23 protein-coding genes and 1 pseudogene are annotated in these 25,799 nt (G+C 54.2%); 13 read left to right on the top strand and 11 right to left on the bottom strand.

Annotated elements, in window-relative coordinates; translation table 11 throughout:
• Position 1: 1 nt before the first annotated feature.
• Genes HB779_RS23950 through HB779_RS23935 form a run of 4 tightly spaced genes read right to left on the bottom strand, consistent with a single transcriptional unit; the run spans position 2 to position 3,103 of the window.
• A complete protein-coding gene (locus HB779_RS23950) occupies positions 2 to 685 on the bottom strand; it encodes an amino acid ABC transporter permease (protein WP_188346877.1) in 684 nt (227 codons plus the stop codon).
• A gap of 12 nt (positions 686 to 697) precedes the next feature.
• Positions 698 to 1,444: a 2-dehydro-3-deoxy-D-gluconate 5-dehydrogenase KduD gene (kduD, locus tag HB779_RS23945; RefSeq protein WP_371823976.1), complete on the bottom strand. Its 747-nt coding sequence runs from the start codon at positions 1,442 to 1,444 to the stop codon at positions 698 to 700.
• A 14-nt stretch (positions 1,445 to 1,458) separates the two neighbouring features.
• Positions 1,459 to 2,295 (bottom strand): 5-dehydro-4-deoxy-D-glucuronate isomerase, encoded by an 837-nt coding sequence (kduI, locus tag HB779_RS23940; RefSeq protein ID WP_188346875.1) that lies wholly within the window; start codon positions 2,293 to 2,295, stop codon positions 1,459 to 1,461.
• Positions 2,296 to 2,338: 43 nt separating this feature from the next.
• Positions 2,339 to 3,103 (bottom strand): GntR family transcriptional regulator, encoded by a 765-nt coding sequence (locus HB779_RS23935; protein ID WP_188346874.1) that lies wholly within the window; start codon positions 3,101 to 3,103, stop codon positions 2,339 to 2,341.
• Between the two features lie 603 nt (positions 3,104 to 3,706).
• Between HB779_RS23935 and HB779_RS23930 the strand changes: the two genes are divergently transcribed.
• The 10 genes from HB779_RS23930 (at position 3,707) to HB779_RS23885 (ending at position 15,111) form a co-directional block, all read left to right on the top strand.
• Positions 3,707 to 6,232 (top strand): EAL domain-containing protein, encoded by a 2,526-nt coding sequence (locus tag HB779_RS23930; protein WP_188346873.1) that lies wholly within the window; start codon positions 3,707 to 3,709, stop codon positions 6,230 to 6,232.
• A 155-nt stretch (positions 6,233 to 6,387) separates the two neighbouring features.
• The gene (locus tag HB779_RS23925) at positions 6,388 to 7,122 is read left to right on the top strand and encodes a FadR/GntR family transcriptional regulator (RefSeq protein WP_371823974.1); all 735 of its coding nucleotides are present in this window, start codon (positions 6,388 to 6,390) and stop codon (positions 7,120 to 7,122) included.
• Positions 7,119 to 8,306: a PLP-dependent transferase gene (locus HB779_RS23920; protein WP_188346872.1), complete on the top strand. Its 1,188-nt coding sequence runs from the start codon at positions 7,119 to 7,121 to the stop codon at positions 8,304 to 8,306. Before HB779_RS23925 ends, HB779_RS23920 begins: the two co-directional genes overlap by 4 nt.
• Positions 8,307 to 8,345: 39 nt before the next feature.
• On the top strand, positions 8,346 to 9,617 hold the full coding sequence (locus HB779_RS23915; RefSeq protein WP_188346871.1) for a sugar ABC transporter substrate-binding protein: 1,272 nt from the start codon (positions 8,346 to 8,348) through the stop codon (positions 9,615 to 9,617).
• A gap of 117 nt (positions 9,618 to 9,734) precedes the next feature.
• Positions 9,735 to 10,664: a carbohydrate ABC transporter permease gene (locus HB779_RS23910; RefSeq protein ID WP_188346870.1), complete on the top strand. Its 930-nt coding sequence runs from the start codon at positions 9,735 to 9,737 to the stop codon at positions 10,662 to 10,664.
• Positions 10,661 to 11,509: a carbohydrate ABC transporter permease gene (locus HB779_RS23905; protein ID WP_188346869.1), complete on the top strand. Its 849-nt coding sequence runs from the start codon at positions 10,661 to 10,663 to the stop codon at positions 11,507 to 11,509. Before HB779_RS23910 ends, HB779_RS23905 begins: the two co-directional genes overlap by 4 nt.
• Before the next feature lie 17 nt (positions 11,510 to 11,526).
• The gene (locus HB779_RS23900; RefSeq protein WP_188346868.1) at positions 11,527 to 12,606 is read left to right on the top strand and encodes an ABC transporter ATP-binding protein; all 1,080 of its coding nucleotides are present in this window, start codon (positions 11,527 to 11,529) and stop codon (positions 12,604 to 12,606) included.
• A gap of 184 nt (positions 12,607 to 12,790) precedes the next feature.
• On the top strand, positions 12,791 to 13,576 hold the full coding sequence (locus tag HB779_RS23895) for an amino acid ABC transporter substrate-binding protein (RefSeq protein WP_188346867.1): 786 nt from the start codon (positions 12,791 to 12,793) through the stop codon (positions 13,574 to 13,576).
• A gap of 84 nt (positions 13,577 to 13,660) precedes the next feature.
• Complete coding sequence (locus HB779_RS23890; protein ID WP_188346866.1) at positions 13,661 to 14,341, top strand: ABC transporter permease subunit; 681 nt, start codon at positions 13,661 to 13,663, stop codon at positions 14,339 to 14,341.
• The gene (locus HB779_RS23885; protein WP_188346907.1) at positions 14,341 to 15,111 is read left to right on the top strand and encodes an amino acid ABC transporter ATP-binding protein; all 771 of its coding nucleotides are present in this window, start codon (positions 14,341 to 14,343) and stop codon (positions 15,109 to 15,111) included. The genes HB779_RS23890 and HB779_RS23885 overlap by 1 nt, the downstream gene beginning before the upstream one ends.
• Positions 15,112 to 15,275: 164 nt before the next feature.
• Here HB779_RS23885 and HB779_RS23880 read toward each other — a convergent pair whose 3' ends face one another.
• The 7 genes and pseudogenes from HB779_RS23880 to HB779_RS23850 all read right to left on the bottom strand — a co-directional run bounded on the left by HB779_RS23880 (position 15,276) and on the right by HB779_RS23850 (position 21,042).
• Positions 15,276 to 16,757 carry a GGDEF domain-containing protein gene (locus HB779_RS23880; RefSeq protein WP_188346865.1) on the bottom strand — a complete coding sequence of 494 codons (1,482 nt, stop codon included), beginning with the start codon at positions 16,755 to 16,757 and terminating at the stop codon, positions 15,276 to 15,278.
• Positions 16,758 to 16,963: 206 nt separating this feature from the next.
• Positions 16,964 to 17,101: a hypothetical protein gene (locus HB779_RS23875; protein WP_188346864.1), complete on the bottom strand. Its 138-nt coding sequence runs from the start codon at positions 17,099 to 17,101 to the stop codon at positions 16,964 to 16,966.
• Between the two features lie 66 nt (positions 17,102 to 17,167).
• On the bottom strand, positions 17,168 to 17,671 hold the full coding sequence (locus HB779_RS23870) for a ferritin-like domain-containing protein (RefSeq protein WP_188346863.1): 504 nt from the start codon (positions 17,669 to 17,671) through the stop codon (positions 17,168 to 17,170).
• Between the two features lie 153 nt (positions 17,672 to 17,824).
• Positions 17,825 to 18,699, bottom strand: a pseudogene (locus HB779_RS23865) (SMP-30/gluconolactonase/LRE family protein).
• Between the two features lie 2 nt (positions 18,700 to 18,701).
• Positions 18,702 to 19,346 carry a 2-dehydro-3-deoxy-6-phosphogalactonate aldolase gene (locus HB779_RS23860; RefSeq protein WP_188346862.1) on the bottom strand — a complete coding sequence of 215 codons (645 nt, stop codon included), beginning with the start codon at positions 19,344 to 19,346 and terminating at the stop codon, positions 18,702 to 18,704.
• An 11-nt stretch (positions 19,347 to 19,357) separates the two neighbouring features.
• On the bottom strand, positions 19,358 to 20,278 hold the full coding sequence (locus tag HB779_RS23855) for a 2-dehydro-3-deoxygalactonokinase (protein WP_188346861.1): 921 nt from the start codon (positions 20,276 to 20,278) through the stop codon (positions 19,358 to 19,360).
• On the bottom strand, positions 20,275 to 21,042 hold the full coding sequence (locus HB779_RS23850; protein WP_188346860.1) for an SDR family NAD(P)-dependent oxidoreductase: 768 nt from the start codon (positions 21,040 to 21,042) through the stop codon (positions 20,275 to 20,277). The genes HB779_RS23855 and HB779_RS23850 overlap by 4 nt, the downstream gene beginning before the upstream one ends.
• A gap of 93 nt (positions 21,043 to 21,135) precedes the next feature.
• On the opposite strand from HB779_RS23850, the gene HB779_RS23845 reads away from it, so the two are divergent.
• The 3 genes from HB779_RS23845 (at position 21,136) to HB779_RS23835 (ending at position 25,780) form a co-directional block, all read left to right on the top strand.
• Complete coding sequence (locus HB779_RS23845; protein WP_188346859.1) at positions 21,136 to 21,918, top strand: IclR family transcriptional regulator; 783 nt, start codon at positions 21,136 to 21,138, stop codon at positions 21,916 to 21,918.
• A gap of 186 nt (positions 21,919 to 22,104) precedes the next feature.
• A complete protein-coding gene (locus HB779_RS23840) occupies positions 22,105 to 23,751 on the top strand; it encodes a S8 family peptidase (protein WP_188346858.1) in 1,647 nt (548 codons plus the stop codon).
• A gap of 142 nt (positions 23,752 to 23,893) precedes the next feature.
• Positions 23,894 to 25,780, top strand: a complete 1,887-nt coding sequence (locus tag HB779_RS23835) for an autotransporter domain-containing protein (RefSeq protein WP_188346857.1) — start codon at positions 23,894 to 23,896, stop codon at positions 25,778 to 25,780.
• The last annotated feature ends 19 nt before the right edge of the window (positions 25,781 to 25,799 follow it).

The following is a 25,799-nucleotide window of genomic DNA, read 5'->3' as shown; positions in this document are numbered from 1 at the left end:
CTCACAGCGGTGTCCCGAGCCGGCGGCGGCGCGGAAAAATAGCGAGGGCAATCGCATGAAATCCGGCGCGCAGGAGATAGGTGATTGCAAGATAGATGAGCGCGATCACGATATAGGTTTCGAACGAGCGGAACGTATAAGACTGGATATTGTTGGCGACGCCAGTCAGTTCTTCAGCAGAAATCTGAGACGTAATCGACGTCGACAGCATCATCAGAATGAACTGGCTGGTCAGCGCCGGATAGACGCGCTCGATCGATGGCATGAGAATGATGTCGCGGTAAATCTGAAAGCGCGACAGTCCCAATGCTTCCGCCGCTTCGATCTGGCTGGGGTGTACGGCCTCCATGCCGGCGCGCACAATTTCGGCCGTATAGGCACCCACATTGATTACCATCGCAAAGACCGAGGCGAAAAACACCGGCATGGTAATGCCCATCGATGAGAGCCCGAAGAAAATGAAGAATATCTGGACGATAAACGGGGTATTGCGCACGATCTCGATGTAGATTCCGACGATCAGTCTGAGCCATGGATAGGCACTGCGCCGGGCGATGGCACAGAGAACGCCGATGACGAGGCCGATGGCAACTGCAACAACCGTCATCTGGATAGTCGTTGTGGCGCCTTGAAGAAAACTTTGCCAGTAGGGCAGAAGTGCCTCGAAATCGAACTGATAATTCATGGCGCCGTTCTCCTATCGCGCCAGCCAGCCGCCATCGACGGGCAGGACAGTGCCATGCACGTAATCCGATGCACGGGATGCGAGAAACACAGCGGCACCGCCGATATCCGACGAGCTGCCCCAGCGTCCGGCAGGAATGCGCGCAAGAATTTGCGCATTTCGGTCCTGATCTTCCCGGAGTGCGGTTGTATTATTGGTGACGAAATAGCCGGGCGCGATGGCGTTGACATTGACGCCTTTGGCCGCCCATTCACAGGCGAGTAACCGTGTGATGCCCGCAAGCCCGCTCTTGGACGCAGTGTAGGACGGAATGCGAATTCCGCCTTGAAACGACAAAAGCGAAGCAATGTTGATCATCTTGCCGTGACCGGCTTTGATCATGTGGCGTCCGGCTGCCTGCGAAAGAAAAAATGCTGATTTGAGATTGGTGTCTATTACCGCATCCCAATCCTCTTCGGTAAAATCAATCGCATCGTTGCGCCGGATGATACCGGCATTGTTGACGAGGATATCCAAACCGCCGAGGTTCTTGAGCGTTTCTTCAACAATGGTGCCGATAGGGGCGATGCTAGACAGATCAGCCTTGATTTCCAGAAACCGCACGCCGCATTTTTCAACCAAAGCGCGTGTTTCATCCATGGAAGAGCGGCCAACTGCTGCAATGGACGCACCAGCTTCGGCCAAAGCCACGGCGATGCCTTGACCGATGCCCGTATTGGCGCCGGTTACGACAGCAATCTTGGTGGAGAGATCAAACATATGGGTCACAATGATCACCGCAACGCGCTAATTGGGATCATATCCATGTCGGTAAAGCTCTTGTTATCTCCGCCCATTGCCCAAATGAACGCATAATTGGCTGTGCCAACGCCGGAATGAATCGACCAGCCGGGTGAAAGAATTGCCTGTTCGTTGGCAACGACAAGATGCCTTGTCTCGGATGGTTCGCCCATCATATGGAAAATGCGCTGATCGGCTGCGAGATCAAAGTAGAGATAAGCCTCGGAGCGCCGGTCATGTGTATGGGACGGCATGGTGTTCCACATATTGCCGGGTGCCAGCTGGGTCAGGCCCATTACGAGCTGGCAGCTCTCACATACATCAGGGTGAATATACTGGTAAATCGTGCGTTTATTCGATGTCAGTTGGTCACCTAACTGAACTTGATTGGCCTGTTCCGGCTTGATCAAAACGCTTAGATGCACCGCGTGAGCAGGTGTTGAAAGCAGGTAAAACTTTGCCGGATTGGATTTATCCGCGCTTTCGAACACGACATCAACAATTCCCTTGCCGATATAGAGACAGTCGCGCGTTGCCAGTTCATGCACCGCTCCATCGAGGGAGATACGGCCCTTCCCGCCAATATTGATGACGCCCAATTCACGCTGGGCCAGGAAAAACTCCTGCCCAATTGGCGTCGGAGCACTCAGTTTCAACGGTTTGGTCGCAGGGAGGGCGCCACCGATCACGAGGCGATCAATGTGGCTGTAGGTCAGAACGATTTCATCTGTTTCGAAAACGCTTTCGATCAGAAAATGGCGGCGCAGGTCATCAGTGCCGTAAGCGCGGACTGCGTCGGGATGGGAAACCTGTCTGACTTCGATTTTCATGTCTTACCTTCGTCCTGTTAGTATCTTTACCCGCCGATGCGGATCATTCGTCGTCGATGAAGTAGCTCGGGTTGATATCGCGCATTTCCTTCACCTCGTTCAGCATTTGACCGAGATGAGAGCCCATGGCTTCCACGGCATGAGCGACGTCGTGGCGGCGGATGCCATCGAGAATGGCTTCATGTTCAATGATTACGCGTGAGAGTCGGCCCTGCTGCGGCAGAGTCAGACGGCGGTAGCGGTCAATCTGCATTTTTACCTGCTGGATAACATTCCAAATGCCCGGAAAACCGGCAATTGCATTGATCTGCAGATGAAAGCTCGTGTCGGCCTGATGAAACAATTCGTTGTCGGGGACCGCCTCGGCCAGGGCAAGGGCATTGATACTGGCCTCGAGACGTTTGATATCGGCAGCGTCTGCCTGTTCAGCGGCCAGCTTTACAGTGGTTTCTTCCAAAGATTTGCGGATGAGAATGGCTTCATAGAGCGCCCGGCGCGGAATACGGGCAACAAATGTCCCGGATTGCGGGAAAATATCGATCAGCCCATCATCTGCAAGACGCAATACGGCCTGATGCACCGGGGTACGGCTGACGCCGAAATGCGCAGCGATGTCTTTTTCAGAAATTGGCTCCATGGGCTTGCGCCGCAGCGAAATAATGTCTTCGAGCAGTTCTTTATAAATATGTGTGGCTGCGCGGGGAGTTGCGGCGCGTTGCTGGACATAAGCGGTCTGTGACGAGGAAAGCGGATGTGTCCGGTCCCGCTTCTTATCGTTGTCAGTGTTCTTTGTATCATCGGTAAGCATGCCGGTGTGTCCTTTGACTTTGCGTTTGCCGCGTTACGGTTCTGGCAGTTCTATTGACCAGCATTCAACGGAGTTTTGCCAGCAGTTTGATCACAAAGTCGTTCTCTTGGAATACAAATATTCTAATATTTCAGTTTTGACAAGCGAGGAAAAAGTGATTATCCATAATGGGTGAGAGGGTAAGAGATTAGGTTTTTGGCGGATTATCGAGCCAAACGGCTGATATGAAATCAATATTTGGTATTGAAATCGGCCACAAAGCTCCATTTCTTTCAATATTTATTGTGGTGGAAAAAGCTATTGAATGAAACTTGCAATTTTGCGTTGTAGGGCCTACCGATTGTTTATTGTTATATTGAATTGATATGTTAGTGCGAAAACATCGCTGCGGATGTGGCTTCGGACGTTTGGATACTTGAATTATTGAATGTCGCAGCGAATTTTCGTCGCTGAATTGCATGCCAGAGTTTTGTTGAATAATTATTGTCGTACCGAACTCGAAATATACCTTTGGTGCATTTCACGGTTCAGCAGATATTTTATTATGGTGGGTATATCGTTTCATTCAATGGCCGATATTTCATAAATTTTGGGAATGGTTCCATGCGCGCTGTGGATGGGGAAATAGAGATCGAAGCGGTCAAACCATCAAGAATAGGGTACGACATACCAGTTGTCGTACTCGTCGGGGTTCCGTTGGTCACTCTTATGCTGTTGGCGTTTTTGAGCCTTGGGCTCATTTTGCAGCATGAACGCAATGCCTTGAGCGCGGAGTCATCCGAACGCGTGGCTGATCTTTTATCGCGGGATATGCAGGAGCGCATCGACGGACGGTTCGCCCCGGTGGCGAGCTTTGTCGATACGCTTGTGGCGAAAGCCGACCAGTCAGGATGCCATTCTACAAGTTGCATGTTTACTTTGATCGATGAAATGCGCGCTTCGCCCACGGATGTGCCCGAGGAAGTAGGGCTTATCGGCTTTGGCGATAATCAAGGGCAATTCAAAGCTGCGTTCAGGACAAAGGCAAGCGGTTTGTCTTTCGCGGGCAATATTCAATCAATGCCGGACGATCCCCACAAACGGGAAACGACGGTGCCGGGAATGCCGGACGCGTTCGAGACCTACGATATACGCGACCGGCAATGGTATCAAAGAGGAATACTGAGCAACGCGCCGGTCTGGACCGCTCCGTTCAAATCGATCTGGGATGGCAGCAAGAAAATTGGCGGCGACCGGCCATGGAATGTTACCCGCGTCACCAGGATTTCAGATGCGGATGGCAAGCCGCTCGGGGTTATCGCCGTCGATGTGGATATGGGAGAGATCGCGTCACTTATAGGGAAAATGGCCGGAAATACTCTGAAGAGCGTGTCCTTCATAAGTGATATGGGAAATGAGATTTCAGTCGTTGATAACCAGCTTGTTGTCACCTCTGAAAGCGCCAAAGCCAATCATCAATTCAGCCACATACGCAAGGAAGTTCCGCTCGGTGTAGAAGGCCTTGATGGATGGCGACTGGTCGTAACTTTGGGTGCAGAGCTGTCTCGTCCACTGGCACTGCAACCGATGACGTGGATACTGTTTCTCGGGGGCTTGCTGGCAAGCCTCTACGCAGCTGCGGTCACAGCGTCTCTTGTTGTTACTCCGGTCAAGCGCTTGTCTGGCGCGGCGGTGAACGTAAGCAATCTTGATTTTGATGCTCCGGTCGACGCCAATACCCATGTCAAGGAAATTGCCCTGCTTGCGCGGCTTATCGACAAGATGCGCGCAGCTTTGCATGTCAATCAGGAGCGGTTGGAGTTCCTTGCTTATCACGATCCCGTCACGGGCTTTCTCAATTATGCAGGCCTAAGCAATGCTTACAACAGCATGAAGGTGAGTGAGGAACGTATTGATTTAGTTCTCATCAAGATCGCGAACCATAACCACATCAGCAGTGTTCTGGGTGAAAACGCGCTCGCAAGAATTGTTGCGCGCAACATTGCTCTGATCAAAAGCGAAATTGCCGGCAGCACTGTCGGCTGTACCAATGAAAGTCAGATCGTTTGCCTGGTTGAAAGTGAAAAAGGCGTCGATGAGCAAAAGATCAATGAACTTCTTGCACGTCTACGCAAACCGCACGAGGAAGAGAACCTGCGGTGTTCAACGGATATATTGGCATCGGTCAGTTCCAGGCTGAGTGAAAGTGATAATTTTGATATCCTTTTGCAGCGAGCCAATGGCGCATTGTACCACGCGGAGGAAATGCAGAGCGAGACGGCAGTGTGGTATAACCCATTGCTGTTCCACGATCTGCGGGAAGCTTTGGAATTCAGCGGAAACGTTGTGCAGGTTATTGCGGACGGCGAGTTCCTGGTCGAATTCCAACCGATTATTGATCTGAAATCCGGCCATATTTCTGGTGCGCAAGCCAAAATATTCTGGCGTCATGCACAACTCGGTTTGATCGAACAGAGCAAGTTTGTCCCGATTTTTGAGAAAAACGGCTCCATTCGCCACGTGGGCCTCTACGCCATAAGCCAAACCTTCGAATTTCTGAATCATTTCAAGGCACGATACCGCGATAAGGAATTGGTTGTCAGTGTCAGCCTATCGCTCGTTCAATTGCTTGATCCGCTTTTCATCGAACGGGTAGCGGAGCTGCAAACGGAATGGCAGATCCGGTCGCGTGAGATTAAATTCGTCATTACGCAAAATGCTTCGGCGCTGGAAGATCCGCAGATTTTGCATTCGCTGCGTCAACTGCACAGATTGGGTTTCCAGCTCGCGGTTGACCGCTTTGGGATGGATAACGCATCACTGAATGGCCTCGTCGCCGTGCAATATAGCAGCATCCTTATCTGTCCGTCTCTGCAGCACAATATTGAGGTGATAGGTCCGGAACGGACGATTTTGGAATCCATCTGCGGCCTTGCCAACAAACTCAATATGGACAGTGTAGCGGTGGGAATAGAGAACAACGCGATCATTGAGCCTTTGATCGAATGTGGTTGCACACATGGTGTGGGACCGTGGTTCGGGTTGCCCATGGCGAAGCAGGGTTTTCTCGATAGCTACGCGCGTAACGCGACAATATTGAGCGTTACAGCCAATGCCGTGCCCCGGAAGCGTTCCCGTATCCGGGTCTGAACTCTCTACCAACAATCGATTTTTTTAGAGATGACGCGGTGTCACGCACGGCGCGGTGAGAACCCGTCAATAAAAATATGATGGCGCCCCTTTGACAGGACATATGTTTCGTGCTGAATTGGCACAATGGTCCAACCAATTAGGCGCATGAATTCGTGATCAATCCGATCCTCTCACCGGTGCACACATCATCCCGCGATGACGCGGTGTTGAACGCATTGGTGGATTTTGTTGCCAGTGAAGGGCTGAAGCCCGGCGACCGCCTGCCGACAGAACGGGTACTTTCCGAATATCTGAAAGTCAGCCGCACCACGGTACGCGAAGCCCTGACACGCTGGCAGGAACTTGGCCTTGTGGAGCGCAGGCAGGGCAGTGGCACCTACCTGCGCGCTGCCGTGACACGCAACATGCTGCATATGCCGTTGACGCTGCCATCGGGCAACGATTTCGGCAGTCTGATGCATACGCTGGAGATCCGCCGCGGCCTTGAAGCGGAAGCAGCGGTACTTTGTGCTGAGCGGGCAAGCGACGAAGATATAGCCTTTATCGAACAGAAGCTGATCCGCATGGAAGCGGCGTTTCACGAGCGTGAGGGCATGTCGTCCGAGGAGGATTGGGATTTCCACCTTGCCGTGTTCCGCACCTCAGGTAACCCGCTCTTCGAGCAGATCATTGCGGCCATGTATGAGATGTTCCACCGGTTTTGGGAGCATCCGCTTGGCGTGCGCGACTTTGGTCACGCCAGCTTCCCCTATCACCGCACATTGTTCAATTGCATCGCTGCCCGTGATCCCGTTGGAGCGCGCGCCGAGGCGTTGAAGCTGATTGCAACCGTCGAAGACGATCTTCGGCGCGGTGCCGCAAATCTTAAAAAGCAGAGCAAGACATGAGCGATAATCCCTTTTTATATGATCAGGACCTGATGGCGCAGGCTGCAACTATCCTCGTGCACGACGAGCCTTTTCCCGGTGGCTCGGTTGTGCCGCCCATCTATCAGACCTCGCTCTTCACCTTCGAAAACTATGCTGACATGGCAGATACGTTTGCTGGCCGCAAACGCCAGCCTATCTATTCGCGCGGCGACAATCCGACTGTCATGGAGTTTGAGAGCAAGATTGCAGCGCTCGAAGGTGCGGAAGCTGCCCGGGCATTTTCCAGCGGCATGGGAGCGATCAGCGCCACGGTGCTGGCCTTTGTCGGTGCAGGGGACCGCATCGTTGCCGTGCGCAATTGTTATGGCGATGCCTACCGCCTGTTTGAGCGGCTGCTGCCGCATCTTGGCATTAAGGTCGATTATGTCGACGGCTCTGATCCGGATGCGGTTGAGGCCGCGCTTCCCGGTGCAAAATTGCTTTATCTGGAAAGCCCGAGCTCGATGATGTTCGAGCTGCAGGATATTGCGCATTATGCGCGGCTCGCCAAGCAGCACGGTGTTGTCACGACGATCGACAATTCCTATGCAACGCCGTTGTTCCAGAAACCGATCAGCCACGGGATCGATCTGGTTTTGCATTCCGCATCCAAATATCTCGGCGGGCACAGCGATACCGTTGCCGGTGTCGTTGCCGGTTCGCGCGAAATGATCGACCGCATCAATGGCCGTACCTATTCCTATCTTGGCGCAAAGCTATCGCCATTTGAAGCGTGGCTGCTTTTGCGCGGGCTGCGCACATTGGCCTTGCGTCTGCCGCATCACATGAAAAGCGGCCTGACCATCGCCGAGCGGCTGAAGGGTCACGCCAGCGTCGAGCGGGTCATTCATCCCGCCTATTCCAACCATCCGGGTAAGGCGACGCTTACCGGCTATACCGGCCTATTTTCCTTTGAAGTTACCGAGGATATTGATGTGCCGGCATTTGTCGATGCGCTCAGGATGTTCCGTATCGGCGTGAGCTGGGGCGGACATGAAAGCCTCGTTGTACCGGCGCTCGCCTCATTGCAGCAGACGCCGGATGCCAATTCGATCGGGCGCTTCGGTGTCAGCCCGCGAACCATACGGCTGCATGTCGGACTTGAAAGTGTAGAGGAGCTCTGGGCCGATCTCGTCAACGCCCTGGATCAAGCAAAACGCTAAACAGAAAACTGGAAGTGGGAGCATAAAATGCAAAAAAGAATGGGACAATTTTTAAGCATCGCTATGGCCGCATTGGCCATGACCGTGTCATCGGCTTTCGCCGATACCACCATCAAGATGGTCGAAGTCATCACCAGTCCGCCGCGCACGGAACTGCTGAAGAAGCAGATCGCAAGTTTCGAACAGGCCAATCCCGGCACCAAGGTCGAGCTCGTCTCGCTGCCATGGGGACAGGCCTTTGAAAAGTTCCTAACCATGGTTCAGGCGGGTGATACGCCTGACATCGTTGAAATGCCGGAACGCTGGCTCGGACTCTATGCCAACAATGGCCAGCTCGAAGACCTTGGCGCCTATGTGGCCAAATGGGAAGACGGCGGAACTCTTGGTGAGCGCGCCAAGCAGTTCGGCTCCGTCGTTGATAACAAACAGTACATGATCCCTTACGGCTACTATGTACGTGCGATGTTCTGGAACAAGAAACTGTTTGCCGAAGCCGGGCTCAAGGAAGCACCGAAGACGCTCGACGAATTCATGGAAGCCAACAAGAAGATTTCCGCGATCAAGGGCAAGTACGGCTATTGCCTGCGCGGTGGTCCCGGCGGCTTCAATGGCGTGCAGATGTTCATGAACATTGCCAATGGCAAGGGTGCTTATTTCAATGCGGACGGCACTGCTACTTTGAACGAACCGGGATCGGTCAAGGGTCTCGAAATGCTCGCCGAGATCTACAAGAAGGGTTATGCGCCGAAGGACAGTGTCAGTTGGGGCTTCAATGAAATCGTCACCGGTTTCTATTCCGGCACCTGCGCCATGCTGGATCAGGACCCCGATGCGCTGATCGGTATTGCCGAGAAGATGAAGACCGAAGATTTTGGCGTTGCGCCAATGCCAACGGGACCCAACGGCAAGTCCTATCCGACTCTTGGTTACGCCGGCTGGGCAATGTTTGCCAATTCCAAGGTCAAGGATGATGCCTGGAAGCTGATGGGCACGCTGCTTGCGCCTGCCGACAACCTGGAATTTGCCAAGAATGTTGGGGTTCTGCCCATCCACAATGGCGCCGACAAGGATCCATATTTCGGCTCTGAAAGTTTCAAGGGCTGGTTCCAGGAGTTGAGCGATCCAAAAACGTTCGAATTTGTGACACCGCCAACCCATCTGGAAAACCTTGGCAATTTCTATGACTCCGTATCGGTCAAGAATTTCCAGGAAGTATTGCTCGGCCAAAAGACAGCCAAACAAGTTGCTGACGATTGGTCTGCGTTCCTCACCGAACAGCAGCAGGCCTGGATGGCCAAGAACAAGAAGTAACGAGACTGCAATGCTCCGGCGCCATTGGTGCCGGGGCATTTTTCTTTCGGCTTTCACCAACCCATCAACCGGGTGGTGAAGGGCTGGAGAGCCATTGGCAAAAGAGGGGCCAAGAATATGACAATGCAATCAACTGCGGCGGTGCCGCAACACAGTGACGGGAGAGGGGGGAAGCGCCGCTTCAGCGTTGCGTTTGAGCCGTGGTTCTATCTCAGCCCTGCGCTTGTCCTGTTGCTTGTCGTTCTGGTTGTGCCGCTGATCTTCGGTGTCAGCTATTCTTTCCGCAAATTCTCCGCCTTCAAGTCTGAATATGTCGGGCTCGGCCAGTACCAGGCTCTGTTGCATGACGCCAATCTTGGTCAGGCGCTGATGAATACGCTGTGGTGGACTGTTGCCAGTCTTGTGCTGCAGTTCTTTCTCGGCCTTGGCCTCGCTTTGCTGCTTGATCGTCCGTTTTTCGGCAAGAAGGTGGTGCAGGCGATTGTCTTTCTGCCATGGGCCGTGCCGTCCTTTCTCTCTGGTCTGACCTGGGCATGGCTGTTCAATCCGATTGTCGGGCCTCTGCCGCACTGGCTTGTCGCCCTCGGTCTGAAATCGGAACCAACCAATATCCTCTCTGATCCAGCCACTGCCATGTGGGGGCCGATCATTGCCAATGTCTGGTTCGGCGTGCCGTTCTTCGCCATCACTTTGCTGGCTGCGCTCAAATCCATTCCGTCGGAACTGCATGAGGCGGCAGCCATTGATGGCGCCAATCCATGGCAGCGCTTCGTCAAGGTCACCCTGCCTTTCCTTGCGCCGACAATCGCTATTACCGTCATGCTACGCACGATCTGGATCGCCACCTTTGCCGACCTCATCTACGTCATGACCGAAGGCGGTCCTGCGGGTTCGACCAACACCGTTGCGACCTATATCTATGTCAGCGCCTTCAAGACCCTGGACAAGGGTTATGCCTCGGCCGTCGCCGTGCTGCTTCTGGCGCTTCTTATCCTCTACGCGATTGTCCTCATCCGCATTCGCCGCTCGCTTGTGAGGTACTCATGATTGCCGGCCGTTCCCGTAAGGCGCGCATACTAGGCAGCATCGGCCTTTATGGTGCCGTCGCAGCCTATGTCATTTTCGCGCTGTTTCCGTTGTTCTGGACGCTGAAGATTTCGGTGACGCCGCAATCGTTGCTCTACTCGGAAGGCATCACGCTCTGGCCATCGTCGGCCACGTGGGAGAACTATAAAACCGTCCTTCAGGCCACGGATTTCCCGCGTTATTTTCTCAACAGCGTGATTGTTTCGGTGATCACAGCTGTGCTGGTCACGATCATTGCATCGGCAGCCGGTTATGCCATGTCGCGCTTCTCGTTCCGTGGCAAAACCACCGTCGCGGTGACGTTGCTCCTGACCCAGACATTCCCTCTGGTGATGGTCATTCCGCCGATCTACCGCATCATGGGTGAGCTTGGACTAACCAACAGCCTAACCGGGCTGATTATCATTTACACCGCGTTCAACATCGCGTTTGCCACCTTCCTGATGCAGTCATTCTTTGACGGCATTCCGAAAGATCTGGAAGAGGCGGCGATGATCGACGGTTGCAGCCGCAGTCAGGCGCTGCGCCGGGTCATCATTCCGCTGACACTGCCGGGCATGGGTGCAACACTCGGCTTTGTCTTTACCGCCGCATGGAGCGAATTGCTGTTCGCGCTGATGCTGATCAGCAGCGACAGCCAGAAAACCTTCGCCGTTGGTCTTTTGACCTTCATCGGCAAATTCGCCGTGGACTGGGGGCAGATGATGGCAGCTTCGGTGCTCGCGCTCATTCCCGCCTGCCTGTTCTTCGGCTTCTTGCAACGCTACCTCGTGACCGGTCTTACTGCCGGTGCCGTCAAGGGATAATCGAAAGAGATAAGCTCATGGCTTCCGTCACCATTACCAATGTCCAGAAAAACTATGGCGCCATGAACGTCCTGTCGGCTGTGGACCTTTCCATTGCCGATGGCGAGTTTGTGGTGCTTGTCGGCCCGTCCGGTTGCGGCAAGTCCACGCTGCTGCGGATGATTGCCGGGCTTGAAGAAATATCGGCCGGCGAAATCCGCATCGGCGAACGCGTCGTCAATGACGTGGCGCCGAAAGACCGCGATATCGCCATGGTGTTCCAGTCCTATGCGCTTTATCCGCATATGGACGTTGCGTCGAACATGGGTTTCAGCCTGATGTTGCGCAAAACGGCGAAAGAGTTGGTGTTGGACCGCGTTGGAGCCGCAGCCAAGCGCCTCGGGCTTGATGTTCTCTTGCAACGTCTGCCGCGGCAATTGTCGGGCGGCCAGCGTCAGCGTGTTGCCATGGGCCGCGCCATCGTGCGTGACCCCCAAGTGTTTCTGTTTGACGAGCCGCTGTCCAATCTGGATGCCAAGCTGCGCGTACACATGCGTACTGAAATCAAGGCGCTGCATCAGCAGTTGAAGACCACGTCCGTCTACGTCACCCATGATCAGGTGGAAGCCATGACCATGGCGGATCGTATCGTGGTGATGCATGATGGTGTGATCCAGCAGGTCGGTACGCCGCTTGAGCTTTATGATCACCCGGCCAATCTTTTCGTGGCCGGTTTCATTGGCTCGCCTGGCATGAATTTCCTGCCAGCTGTGGTCAATCGCATGGGCGCCAATGTTGGCGCGCAACTAACCGATGGGCAGACGATCGCCATCGATCCGGGGTTGCCCGTGGAAGATGGCGAGCGGATAACAATTGGTATTCGCCCGGAGAACATTGAGGTTGGCGGTACCGATACGTTGAAAGCAAGGATCGAGGTCATCGAGCCCTTGGGCCTTTCTACCCAGTTTTATACCAAGCTCGCCGATTTGCAGGTTTGTATCTATGCCATGGGCCGCACTGACCGTAAGCCGGGGGATACAATGGGCATTGGAATCAAGGCCAGCGATGTGCACGTCTTCAATCCGGCAACAGGCCAAAGGATCGAGCCGAAGGCCTGACCGGACAGCTGGTTTTCCACGCGCAAAGGCGAGGAATTATTTTTCTTTGTTCTGCCAGTTTATGGTATTAAATTCACAATTTCGCGTCTTATGACTGCGAATAGTGCCTATGCACGGTCAATACAAAGTGACATTTTCCAATCATTCGCCGAAAGGCTCAGAAACTCTGGATGGAAACAAACAAATGAACTGGCTCAAATCTCTTGTTGTTGTCGGCGCCCTGCAGGCTCTCGCTCTCTTACCCGTCCAAACCCAGGCGCAGGCGCAGTCGAATCTGGAACAGATCAAGACAGCTGGCGTGCTGAAGATTGGCACGGAAGGCACCTATGCGCCATTCACCTATCACGATACGGCGGGCAAGCTCGTCGGTTTCGATGTGGAAATTGGTGAGGCCGTTGCCAAGAACCTTGGCGTCAAGGCCGAGTTTCTTGAAGGCAAGTGGGATGGTCTGATCGCCGGTCTCGATGCCAAGCGCTATGACACTGTTATCAATCAGGTCGGCATCACCGATGCGCGCAAGGCGAAGTATGATTTCTCCGAGCCCTACATTGCGTCGAAGGCCGTGCTGATCACCAAGGGTGACAACGCCGATATCAAGTCTTTCGCGGACCTCAAGGGCAAAAAATCGGCCCAGTCACTGTCCAGCAATTTCGGCAAGATCGCCCAGAGCAATGGTGCGGAACTTGTCGGAACCGACGGCTTTGACCAGTCGATCCAGCTGCTGCTCAGCGGTCGCGCCGATGCGACTGTCAATGACAGCTTGTCGTTCCTTGATTTCAAGAAGCACAAGCCCGATGCCAATGTGAAGATCGCTGCGACGCAGGAGAATGCCGATTTCTCCGGTATCATTATCCGCAAGGGTGAGCCGGATCTGCTGGCTGCCATCAACAAGGCGCTGGAAAACATCAAGGCTGATGGAACGTACAAGCAGATCGCTGACAAGTATTTCGGTCAGGACGTATCGAAGTAAGACGGTTTACGCCCGGAAAAAAGTGCGCTCTAACAGGGCAGGGGGATCATGCTCCCTGCCTTTTCTTTTGAGGGAGATACAGCCTTGTCCCATTGGCTGGAACTTATGCTTGAATCGCTCGGGCCGCTTCTGTGGGCCGGGCTGATTTTCACCATTCCGCTGACATTGTTGTCCTTTGTGCTGGGGCTAGCGGTTGGGCTGATCGCGGCGCTCGTCCGGTTGTTTGCTGCGTGGCCCTTTGCTGCCGTCGTTAAGTTTTATGTGTGGATCATTCGCGGCACGCCGCTGCTGGTCCAGCTCTTCCTCATCTTTTACGGACTGCCCAGTGTCGGCATCGTCCTTGATGCGTTCACTGCTGCGCTGATTGGTTTCACCCTGAATATCGGCGCCTATACATCGGAAATCCTGCGCGCTGTTATTTCGTCGGTGCCGCGCGGGCAGTGGGAGGCAGCCTATTCCATCGGGATGACCTGGTCCCAGGCGATGCGCCGCACGATCCTGCCGCAGGCAGCGCGGGTTGCAGTGCCGCCCCTGTCAAACACCTTCATTTCACTGGTCAAGGATACATCACTGGCTGCAGCGATCACCGTGCCTGAAATGTTTCAGGCGGCGCAGCGCATTGTCGCGACAACCTATGAACCGCTGATCCTTTATGTGGAGGCTGCGATTATCTATCTGATCCTGAGTTCGGTGCTGTCGTCCTTGCAGGCACGGCTTGAAGTTCGTCTCAACCGGTATGGCGGTTTCCTGGAGGCACGGTCATGATGATTGAGCTGAAGAATATCGAGAAGCGCTTCGGCGATCTTACGGTCCTCAAAAATGTCTCGCTGAGCATTGCCGAGGGGTCCGTCATGGCGCTTGTCGGGCCATCGGGCGGCGGCAAGAGCACGCTGCTCCGCTGCATGAACCTGCTTGAAATTCCAACGGCCGGTTCTGTCGAGATTGACGGCGACAGGCTGGAGTTTCAGCCCGGCGTCAAGGTGACGACCAAAGCCATTCAATCGGTCCGCCGGCACAGCGGAATGGTGTTCCAGAACTTTCAGTTGTTTCCCCATCGCACCGTCATTGAGAATGTGACGGAAGGGCTGACCACTGTCCTGAAATGGCCGAAAGAAAAGGCACGGGAACGCGCCATGATGCTGCTTGACAAGGTGGGACTGGCGCACAAGGCGGAGGTTTGGCCATCAACGCTTTCCGGCGGTCAGCAGCAGCGCGTGGCGATTGCACGGGCATTGGCACCGTCGCCGAAAATCCTGCTTTGCGATGAACCGACATCGGCGCTTGATCCGGAACTCTCAGGCGAAGTCGTTGATGTGCTGGCACAGCTTGCGCGCGAAGGCACGACCATGGTCATGGCCACACACGATCTGCGGCTGGCATCGCGCATCGCCAATGAGGTCATTGTGTTGGACGGCGGTATCATCGTCGAAACCGGAACATCGCACGATATCTTCACGCAGCCGAAACAGGAGCGGACAAAACGCTTCATTGCGACCCTGACGCATGAAGGCCATACGCACGGTGAGGGGATTTGAAACCAGAGGGGCATTTTTCGGCCAGCCGGGAGACGTGTTGCACTTCGGAATAGAACCCACCCACCGGCGCCATAAAAGTTGCATAAGAGTAGTTATGGAACTGAGATATATCCTTCAAACCCCAGTAAAATGGGGATTTTGGCTTGAATTGCAGTGCCGTCCTCTTAGTTTGTCTCGCTTGGAACGGTACCTTTACGCCAGCCGTTTTCGCCGGTTGAATAGCGCAAGCGCTTGTCCTGATACATTGCCAGATCAGCGCGCTTGGCAACCGCTTCCAGCTTTTCTCCAACACCACTCGTGGCCCAGCCGACTGAGAAGCTCAGTGGAATGTTGGAGTAGTACTGGTTGTTGATCTCGATGAGGCTGGCGATCTCTTCCACGACAGTCATTGCGCCCGTCTCGTCCACAGCTGGCAGAAGAACGGCAAATTCGTCGCCGCCGATGCGCGCGGCATAGTGCGGCGGCTTGACCGCTTCGCTCAGTATTTCGCCCGCCCGGCGCAACAGGCTGTCGCCGACGCCATGGCCCCATTGATCATTGGTTGTCTTCAGCCCATTCAGGTCGAGTATGATGATGGACACTGGAAAGAATTCACGCCGTTCAAGCCGGTTCAATTCATCAACGTAAAAGGCGCGGTTGTGCAACCGTGTCAGCACATCATGTTTGCCAAGATATTCCAGATAGGCTTCGGCTTTTTTGCGTGCGGTAATATCCGTGAGGGATATCTGCACGAGTGACCAGTCGGCCTCATGTCCCGGCAGCACCGAGAACTGCAGCAGCACATGACGCTCCGAACCATCAAGCGCATAGTTGACCGTTTCGCGCTGATGAAACAGCTTGCCATTCCACAGATCGATCAGCTGCTCCCGGAAATGGATGTTCATTTCGTCTTTGAAAACATCAGGGAGCCGCCGCAGCAAGGTCATCTTATCAGGTGCATGAAACAGTTTCAGCGTTTCGCGGTTGATATCGATGACACGAATTTCGCTCGCGCACTGCCGGACGAATTCCGGATGAACGTCGGTGAAAACGCGAAAATCTTCAATACCGCGGTCTTTCAACCCATCCAGCAGCAGTTTGATTTTGCTGAAATCCTCAACCCAGAGCGAGACGGGCGAATGTTCAAAAAGCCCCTCCGCGTAACGCCGGCTTTCCGCCTGTTGACGCCGCGCGTCTTCACGCTCGGTGACGTCCTCGATGGAGATGAGGACTTTTTCCCATGAGCTTTCATATCCTGGCAGAATGGTGCCGCGCAGCTGGATATCCAGCCGTTTGCCGGTCAAAGTGTAATTGACGGTATTGCTTGAAAACTCGTTGCTGCCAGACCAAAGCTGCGCCAGTTCCTGAACATGGGTATGCAGCATGTCACCGCGAAAAATCTCTGCCAGATTGCTGATGAGCACATTGAAATCAGCCGCTTCGAACAGCGAAAGCGTCTTTTTGTTGACCTTGAGAACCCGGATCAACCGGGCGCATTCACGCACACGGTTCTCATCTTCCTGCAGATAGGCGGCGATGTCTTCAATTCCCGTTTGCCGTAAGGCATCAAAGAGCTTGCGGACTTCGCTGAAATCCTCCAGCCATAAGGAGATAGGAGCAAGATCAAAGGCGTCTGTTGCGTCGTGATGCAATTCCAACTTGTCCATCTGGCAAATCTTTCGATCAATTCAGAGTCGTGGTTATGCCACAGCCTGATTGGCCGCTTTACTGCCATTGTCAACTATCTCCGTCGTCATTCGTAGCATTTTGCCGCAATACGTATGGAGTGTTGCAAGATAGACATGAACTCGCCGGTCTTCATCTTAAGGTTGTAATATCCAATGAGACCAAGTGTGCATCATTGTGGCATTCTTCAAGAAATCCACTGCCCGTAAACTTCGACTGCCAACCAGACAAGAAAGGTGAGTCCGAGTGATACAATAAGCATGGCCAGAACCGGGTAACCGGTTTTGCCCTGTTTGGCGTCCTGCGCATCTATTCTTCTGGTCATTTCCACTCTCCTTTCAGAAAAGGCAAACCCCGCATCTGAGATACGGGGTTTGACGGAATTGCTTTATCAAGCGGCAGCGGCATTGACGCGCGTCTGTGCCATGCTTGTTAATGCCTTGTCGGTCTTCATTTCTTCCTGAAGGTTCTTTTCAAGCAGAGCTGCGCAATCGTTGCGGCCAAGCTGCTTTGCCCAGGCGATCAATGTGCCATAACGGGTAATTTCGTAGTGCTCGACAGCTTGCGCCGAAGCAATCAGTGCGGCATCGAGTACCTGATCATTGTCAACCTCGCCGCTGACTTCGTCCGCTTCCTCAAGAATACCGTCAATGGCCGGGCAGTTCACGCCTTTTACATCAACTCCATGCAGCTTGAAGACTTCTTCAAGTCTTTCAACCTGTACATGGGTTTCCTGCAGGTGGCGTTCAAAACCTTCTTTCAGGGCTTGATCGGTCGCCTTGTCGATCATCTCGGGCAAAGCTTTAACGATCTGGTTTTCCGCATAGTAAATGTCGCGCAGCGTATGGACGAACAGGTCGTCCATTGTCTTGATGTCCTTCGAAAAGAAACCCATGTCTGCCTCCTGATTTTGAATACGGTTACGCCTTCACCAGCAGGATGCCAGCGCAACAGACCGCTTCGTTGATGATGTCGTACGCCGCTCCAAGCGGCTGATCATTCGATCACAGAGGAATAACGGGAGCCTGGAAAAATGGTTCCTTAAAAACTACAATCTGACAGGCGGATCGAAACGCCCCTTCCCTGCCAGTTCGATCAGCAGGGTTTTGCCGGCATCGGCATCTGACAGATGCTCGGCTTCACTCATGTCGTGATAGGCGGTGGTAATGACCATATTGGCCGTGCCTTCATCGATAAAGGCAGGACAAGAAGGCTGTTTCACCGGCGTTTTGATGGAACGGATGCGTTTGCCATCCGGGGAATAGACATCGATATGCGAGCCCCCCAGCAAGCATTCCATAGATTGCCATCGGCATCGACAACCGAGCCATCAATGCCGCCAGCTTCCCGATGCTGATAGAACACAACCGGTTCACCGGCAGGCATACCGGTTTCTGGATCCGTCTCCACACGCCAGATGGTATTCTTGTGCGTATCGGCAAAGTAAGCGATACGCCCGTCGGGTGAAAAGCAGATCGAGTTGGTGATGGTGATGCCGGTGAAAAGCGTGCGCAACTGCCCTTCCCGGTACCAGTAAATTGAACCGGCTCCGGTTTGCGATGTTTTGCCCATCGTGCCGATCCAGAAAGCTCCAGCGGGATGAACGCGTGCATCGTTTGACCGGGTCAGAGGATTATCCGCTTCGATCGGCTGATGCATGATTGTATGGCCGGTCTTGCGGTTGCGAATGAACAAGCCTGTCTCGGTCGAGATCAGTTGCCGGTCCACATCAATAATTGCAAGAGCGCTGGCCATTTGCCCGAGCGGATGAATGGCAACATCGCCGCCCGCTCGCGGCTTTTCAAACAGCCTGCCTGTGATGATGTCGAACCACCAGACAGTTTTGGTCAGCGGATCATAGCCAGGCCCTTCACCAAGTTCGCACGGTACATCATGAAAGACGCTGAATTTCGGCTGGTCCATTATCAGGCTCCGGTTGCAAATACCCGGTCATAGGCCTCAACAGTCACCCTCGCCCGGTCGCCGACATAGGAGGCTGAGGCACCCACTTTGTAAAGGCTGGAACCGAGGCCAAACGTGCGAACGCCAACCTTTGAATAGGCGGCAAAGCCGTTTTCATCGACACCGCCCACCGCGCCAATTGCAGTGCCTTTCGGCAGGATGGCACTTATGGCTTTGATACCGTCAGGGCCAAGCACACTGGCCGGGAAGAACTTCAGGCCCGAGGCGCCAGCTTTCAGCGCGGCCAAGGCTTCGGTTGGAGTGAAAACTCCAGGCATGGCCACCATCTTTGCCGCCGCTGCTGCAGCAAGCACAGCCGCGTCCACATTCGGACTGATCATCAAGCGTCCGCCGGCCGCATCGAGCCGGGTGATATCCGAAGGTTCAAGCACTGTACCCGCACCAATCAACACATGTGACGGCAGTGATTTTGCCAATAGTTCGATGGATTTGAACGGCTCGGGGGAGTTCAGCGGCACTTCGATGACATCGATACCGGCACTGACCAGTTCTTCACCGATGCCAAGCACTTCGTCGGGTTTGACACCACGCAGGATAGCGATCAGGTCGCGCTTCAGTTTGGGCCAGGGAGTGGAGGATTGTGTCATTGCAAATGTCCTTATGCTGGCCGGAGTTTCGACGCGGCGACGAACAGCCCCTTGCGCACGGCTTCGTCGGCATCAACACTGTCAAAGCTTAGTCCCGCGAGCGTGAGTGCCTTGGTATAGAGGGTAGCCATGGCGCCTGATGCGACAAGTGTCACCTTGACGTCAGCGCCATAGCGTTCCTGCGCGCCGGCAATTTCGGTACCAATCAATAGTCCGGACAGGCGCGAGGCTGCTCCTTCCGGCGGCAAATTTTCGAGCAGCATCGCGGCGCGAATGCCGAAGAGTTCGCCAAGCATACGTCTGTTGCCGGCAAGCATGAGCTGTAGGCCCGCTGTAAATTCCGGATGTTCGGATGAGACCGTTTCTGCAGCAGCGCCGATCGAATGGCGCAGGATCGAATGTCCGGCAAGCAGCGCATAAAGCTCGCCGGTAAGATAGGTGGAGAATGACTTCGCCTTCCCGTCTTCCAGTTCCACCCATTTTGAATGGGTGCCCGGCATCGCCACGAGGCCGCTGCGTAGATTCCGGTCCAGCATTGCACCGAGCAACTGGGTTTCCTCGCCGCGCATGACATTGGGCGCGTTGCCCGACTGCGACAGACCGGGAATGATCCTCACATCCCGCTCTATACCTTCGATTTTTACCGCGCCGGAGAGAATGGCGGTGAGATCGGCGGGAACAGATACGTAATTGGCTTCCATCCAGCCCTGCCGTGAACCCGCCATGCCGCAGATAATAACGGGAAGGTCGGCAGGTGCGCGAAGACTGGCAAGATGATCTTCCAGCGTCTCGGCAAAACCGCGCGCTCGCGATGTATCAAGCCCGTCATCGGAGCGGCGCTCGGCGACGACAACGCCTTTATCGTCCAGCAACCAGAGACGGAAGCGGCTCGTTCCCCAGTCGGCGACAGCATAGCGTGCTGACGCGCTCACAGGTAACCTCCATCAACGATCAGAGTTTGCGCGCTGAGCATGCGGGCCGCATCGGATGCCAGGAACAGACAAGGGCCAACCATGTCGCCGGGCTGGATTTCTTCCCGCAGAGACTGTTTGTCGATGTGTGATTTCAGACCATCGTCGGTTACCCAAAGCTCACGCTGCCGCTCGGTGATAACCCAGCCCGGCGCGATGGCATTGACGCGGATATTTTCCGGTCCAAGACGTCCGGCAAGCCCCTTGGTCAGGCCAATAATCCCGGCCTTGGCTGCGGTATAGGCAGGCATGTTGCCCTGATTGATCATGAAGGACGTTGAGGTGAAATTAACGATAGAACCACCCCCAGACTGACGCATGCCTGGTACTACCGCTTGAATGGCGAAGAACTGCGGACGCAGATTGATGGATTGGTTCAAATCCCAATATTCAGGCGTTACATCATCGATATTGTGCCTGTCATCCCATGCCGCATTGTTCACCAGCACGGTAACCGGGCCATGCGCAGTGATGGCTTGAGCGGCGGCGGCACGCAGCGCCTCGATATCCCGCAAGTCCGTGTGCAGATAAAGCGGCTTGTTGCCGTACTCTTTGTCGAGACGCCCGGCGAGTGCCAGTGATGCCTCGTCAGCAATGTCAATGAACGCAACACGTGAGCCCTGCCGCACGAACCCTTCGGTCAGCGCCGCGCCAATGCCGGAGCCACCCCCGGTGATAAGGACGGAACGGCCTTTCAGATCAGGAAAAATAGCGGAGGGCATCATGGCAAAAATCTCGCTGCTTAGTTCCATTATTTGGAACTTAATTTGACTATATAGAATTGTCATTCTACGATGGCGAAAGTCAAGAGATGATCGATGGCAAAAACAACCGAAAATGCAACAGGAACGCTCGGCAAGGCAATCGAAGTTCTCGATATCATTGCTTCGTCGGCCGAACCACTGCGCTTTACCGATGTGCTCAAGCTGTCAGATCAACCACGTGGTACGCTGCACAGACAAATATCCAATCTGATTGAGGAAGGACTTATCAGCGTCAATCGTGATAATTCGTATGGTCTTGGTCTGCGCTTGTTGCAATTTGCATCGAAGGCCTGGGCCAGCAATCAGTTTCGCACCATTGCCGAACCACACCTGCAGAAACTGCATGAGCAAACTGGCGAAACCGTGCATCTTGGCGTTCTGCGCGGCACCGAGGTAATTTATCTCGACAAGGTCGAGAGCCGCCAGAGTGTGCGGATGTATTCGCAGATCGGCAATACGGCACCTGCCTATTGTACCGGCGTGGGGAAAGCTGCCCTCTCCGCCCTGCCCGACGATGAACTGGACGTTCGCCTTGCACAGGTTGAATTCAGATGTTTCACCCCCAACACCTTACTGGATGCCAAGACTCTTTCCGCTGAAATCCGGCAGATAAGACTGGAAGGCAATGCCTATGACCGCGAGGAACACGAAGCGGGTATTTGCTGCGTTGCAGCACCCATACATTCTTATAACCGACATTTCATCGCGGGGGTGTCTGTGACGGGGCCAGCCTATCGCATAACGCCTGACATATTGCAGTCGTGGGCGGGCATCACACGGGCTGCTGCCGGTGCAATTATGGCAAATATGGCAACGCAATTGTCGCCAAAAATGTAACCATTTGTTTTTACATAAAAATAAATGTCACATTCAATCGGTTTAGTTTTTCATATCTGCCACAATGTTCAAGAAATTAACACAAAAAATTCATAATCTGCATATGAGCGCTTGACCTCCGGCCAATTAAAATTTCAGTCTCCCGTACTTTCGTATTAGTTGGTCACTATACCGGGGGATTCCTATATGTCTTTTTGCGACATCCGCGCGGACCGTTCTGCGCAATACAATCGTCTTTCCACCTTCCGCAAACATCTCAAAACCACTGTTTTTACAACGCTACTCGTCTCTGCAGCAGCAATGGCGACAGGTGCCATTGCACAAGAGCTTCCGAAATATTTTAATGCTGACGGAACGCGAACAAACGATCTCGAAGCTGCCAAGCAAAGCTGGCTGAATGATCCTGAATTCAATGGCAATGTCGGGCTGAAGGCCATTCATGCCGAAACTGCCTATGCAATGGGCTTTACCGGCAAGGGCGGAAAACTCGGCGTCATCGATCAGCCGGTCTGGGCAGGTCATCCGGAATTTGCCGGCCCCGGCAAGCTGACCTTCATCACCACAACGGGCACGCGTCTTTATACGGATCCCAAGATCCCCGTTAAGGCCGGTGATCCTTTCGTTGCCGATGGCAAGCAGTTCGTCGATGGTTATGGCGAGATTTCATCACATGGAACCCATGTGGCAGGTATTGCCGCCGCCAATCGGGATGGCAAGGAGATGATGGGGGTCGCCTTTGATACCCAGATTTTTGCTGCCAATAACTATGATGCAGGTCCTGAAGACGGCGTTGTTGTCGGCAATGACGGTGCGGTCTATGGCAAGGCGTGGGATGCCATGATCAACAGTGGCGTCAACGTCATTACGGACAGTTGGGGTGTTGGCCTTTCAAATACATCCTGGTCTTACGGAGAGGCCTACAAGCAGTTCCAGGAGATCAATGCCATCCTCGGCAAGCCGGAAGGCGGCGCCTATAGCGGCGCGCTCAAGGCTGCCCGCAGCGGTATTGTCGTGGAGTTTTCCGCAGGCAACGATGCCGGTCTCGAACCGGATGCGCTGGCCGGACTGGCGGCCTTTGCGCCGGATGTCGAAAAGAACTGGCTGACGACAATGAGTGTCGAGGCCGACGATGAAAACCCTCAAGGTTTTTCGCGCAGCAGCTTTTCCAGCATTTGCGGATATTCCAAATATTTCTGCGTCGGTGCGCCGGGAACCCAAATCTACAGCAGCGTGCCTGTGGGAGATATTACAGATCTTAAACCGGGGGATATCATTGATGACAGCAAGCTGACGCCTGATTATACCGAGCTCAGCGGCACATCCATGGCGGGGCCATTCGCAGCAGGTGCCTTCACGGTCTTGAAGCAGCGGTTCTCCTATCTCGCCAATGGCGAGGTCAACGAAATCCTCAAGACGACTTCGACTGATCTGGGTGAAGCCGGTGTAGATAAGGTTTTCGGCTGGGGCCTGATCAATCTTGACAAGGCCATAAATGGGCCCGGCCAGTTCATGACCCGCTTCAATGCTACGCTCGGCGCAGGCATCACCGATACCTGGAGCAACAATATTTCCAGTGAAGCGCTGGCACAGCGTAAATTAGAAGACGAAAAAATGGCTCCGGATTGGGCAGCCAAAAAAATCCAGTTGGGTTGGCAGAACGGCGTTTCTCAAGCAAGCATACAGGGGGTCAATGATGAGGTCTTTAATCAGTATCCCACCGCAGGGGTTCCAGCCGCGATTGATCTCGTAACCAAGCGATACGCGGCACTTGATATTATTACGCTCAAGCAGAGATCCGCCCCTTACACCAGACCAGCTGAAAGCGGCCAATGATGCCTATAACGCAGCCAACGCTGCTATGCTGGCAAATCCAACAGCTACAGCCTTGTGGAATGCGTTTGTGAACACGGCGCCCAACACAAGCCTCCCGCGCGCGCCGCAATTTACTGCCTTCAAAGACACGCCCGCGGCCAGCATGGACACAATACGCGGAGCAATCATTCATGATAAAGTCTTCAGTCTCTTGGCTGAATATGACGCTAATGAAGCGCTTGTCCCGATCCTTGCTGCAAAGCTCAAGGATCCTGCTTCTTATGATGGCGGTCTGACCAAATCTGGGTCCGGTTCGTTGACGCTGACCGGCAAAAACACTTACACGGGTGATACGATCATCAACGGGGGCTTGCTCTCGATCTCCCGCACACAAAAGGCCGATGGAACATTTAATGACGATGGTTCCATCACCTCAAAGGTGATTGTCAACAACAGTGGCACGTTGGGTGGAAATGGTTCAGTCGGACATCTTGATCCGAACGATCCTGATGCAGGCTCGCTCGTTGTCAACAGTGGCGGTATTGTTGCGCCAGGCAATTCCGTCGGTAAGTTGACGGCGGTTGGCAATGCGACCTTCAACGCAGGCAGTGTTCTGCATATCGAAACGAACGGTAAAGCGGCTGATGAATTAATCGTCGGCGGGAAGACAAATCTTCTCGGCGGTATTGTGATGGTAACGCCGGAAAATACCCAAAGCCTCACGCCGCAGGAACGGCTGAACGCATTGGCCAATAACACCTATACCGTCCTTACTTCGTCCGGCGGCATCAATGGCAAGTTTGATCAGAAGCCAATCTATCTCTTTATCGATACAACATTGGCTTATGGATCGAATGACGTGCAGCTCAACCTCAAGGAGAACAACGTCAAGTTCTCCGATGTTGCCATTACCAAAAACCAGAAATCCGTTGCCGATGCCATTCAGGCCTTGGGACGGGGTAACACCCTGCATGATACCGTCGCCACGGCCACGGTATTCGATAATCTGACTGGGAGTTATAACTCGCTTTCAAGCGAAATCACCGCCACGCTTGGCGGCGTCCTCATCGAGGATGGCCATTTTATCAGTCAGGCAGCGGGTGACCGTTTGCGGGCTGCCTTTGATGGCGTCGCAGTCAAGCCGCAGGCGACGATCAATCCTCTGGGCTACGGACCGGAAACCAAGGCAAAGGGTAGTGATGCTTTTGCTGCTGTTGAACCGGCAGCCGCTACGACTGCGATCTGGGGTCAGGCCTATGGCGCGTGGGCCCATGCGGATGGCAATGGCAATGCCTCCGGCTACAGCCGCGATACCGGTGGTTTTGTCACGGGTCTCGACGGTGTGATCGCCGATGCATGGCGGTTCGGTATTCTGGCAGGCTATGGCAATACCTCGCTGCATAGCGGCGGGGCGAGTGCATCCGTCGACAGTTATCAGGTTGGTGTTTATGGCGGCAGGCAGTGGGATGCACTTGGCCTTCGCCTGGGTGTCACGCTTGCTCATCACGAGATCGATACCGACCGCAATACCCTTTTCGGCGGTGTCATTACCGGGCAAAACGCCTCTTATGATGCCAAGACCGTTCAGGTGTTTGGCGAACTCGGCTATCGTATCGATACGTCCTATGCGGCCTTGGAACCCTTTGCTGCTGCCCGTTACGTGCATCTGAAGTCCGGATCTTTCCAGGAGAATGGCGGCGACACCGGCCTCACAGGTCTGTCCGACTCCAGCGATGTAACCACAACAACCCTGGGCTTGCGCGTTTCGCGTGACTTTGCGGTGGGAGCGAGCACCATCATCACGGCGCGCGGCATGCTCGGCTGGGATCACGCTTTCGGCGATACAACACCGGAACAGACCCTCGCCTTCGCTGGTGGCCGTCCCTTCACCATTGAAGGTCTGCCGATCGCCGAGAATGCGCTGGCGGTGGAAGCCGGCTTTGATGTGGGCGTTGGCAAGAACACCACAGTCGGGCTGTCTTACACCGGGCGTTTCTCCGGGGAAGCCAACGACAATGCGGTCAAGGCTGATCTGACCGTCAAGTTCTAGATATCGCAAAAGGGGCCGG

It is taken from the genome of Phyllobacterium sp. 628, from assembly GCF_014189505.1.
Taxonomy (GTDB): Bacteria; Pseudomonadota; Alphaproteobacteria; order Rhizobiales; family Rhizobiaceae; genus Phyllobacterium.
Note: the sequence above shows the minus strand (reverse complement) of the source record. Positions and strands in the feature narration are given on the sequence as shown.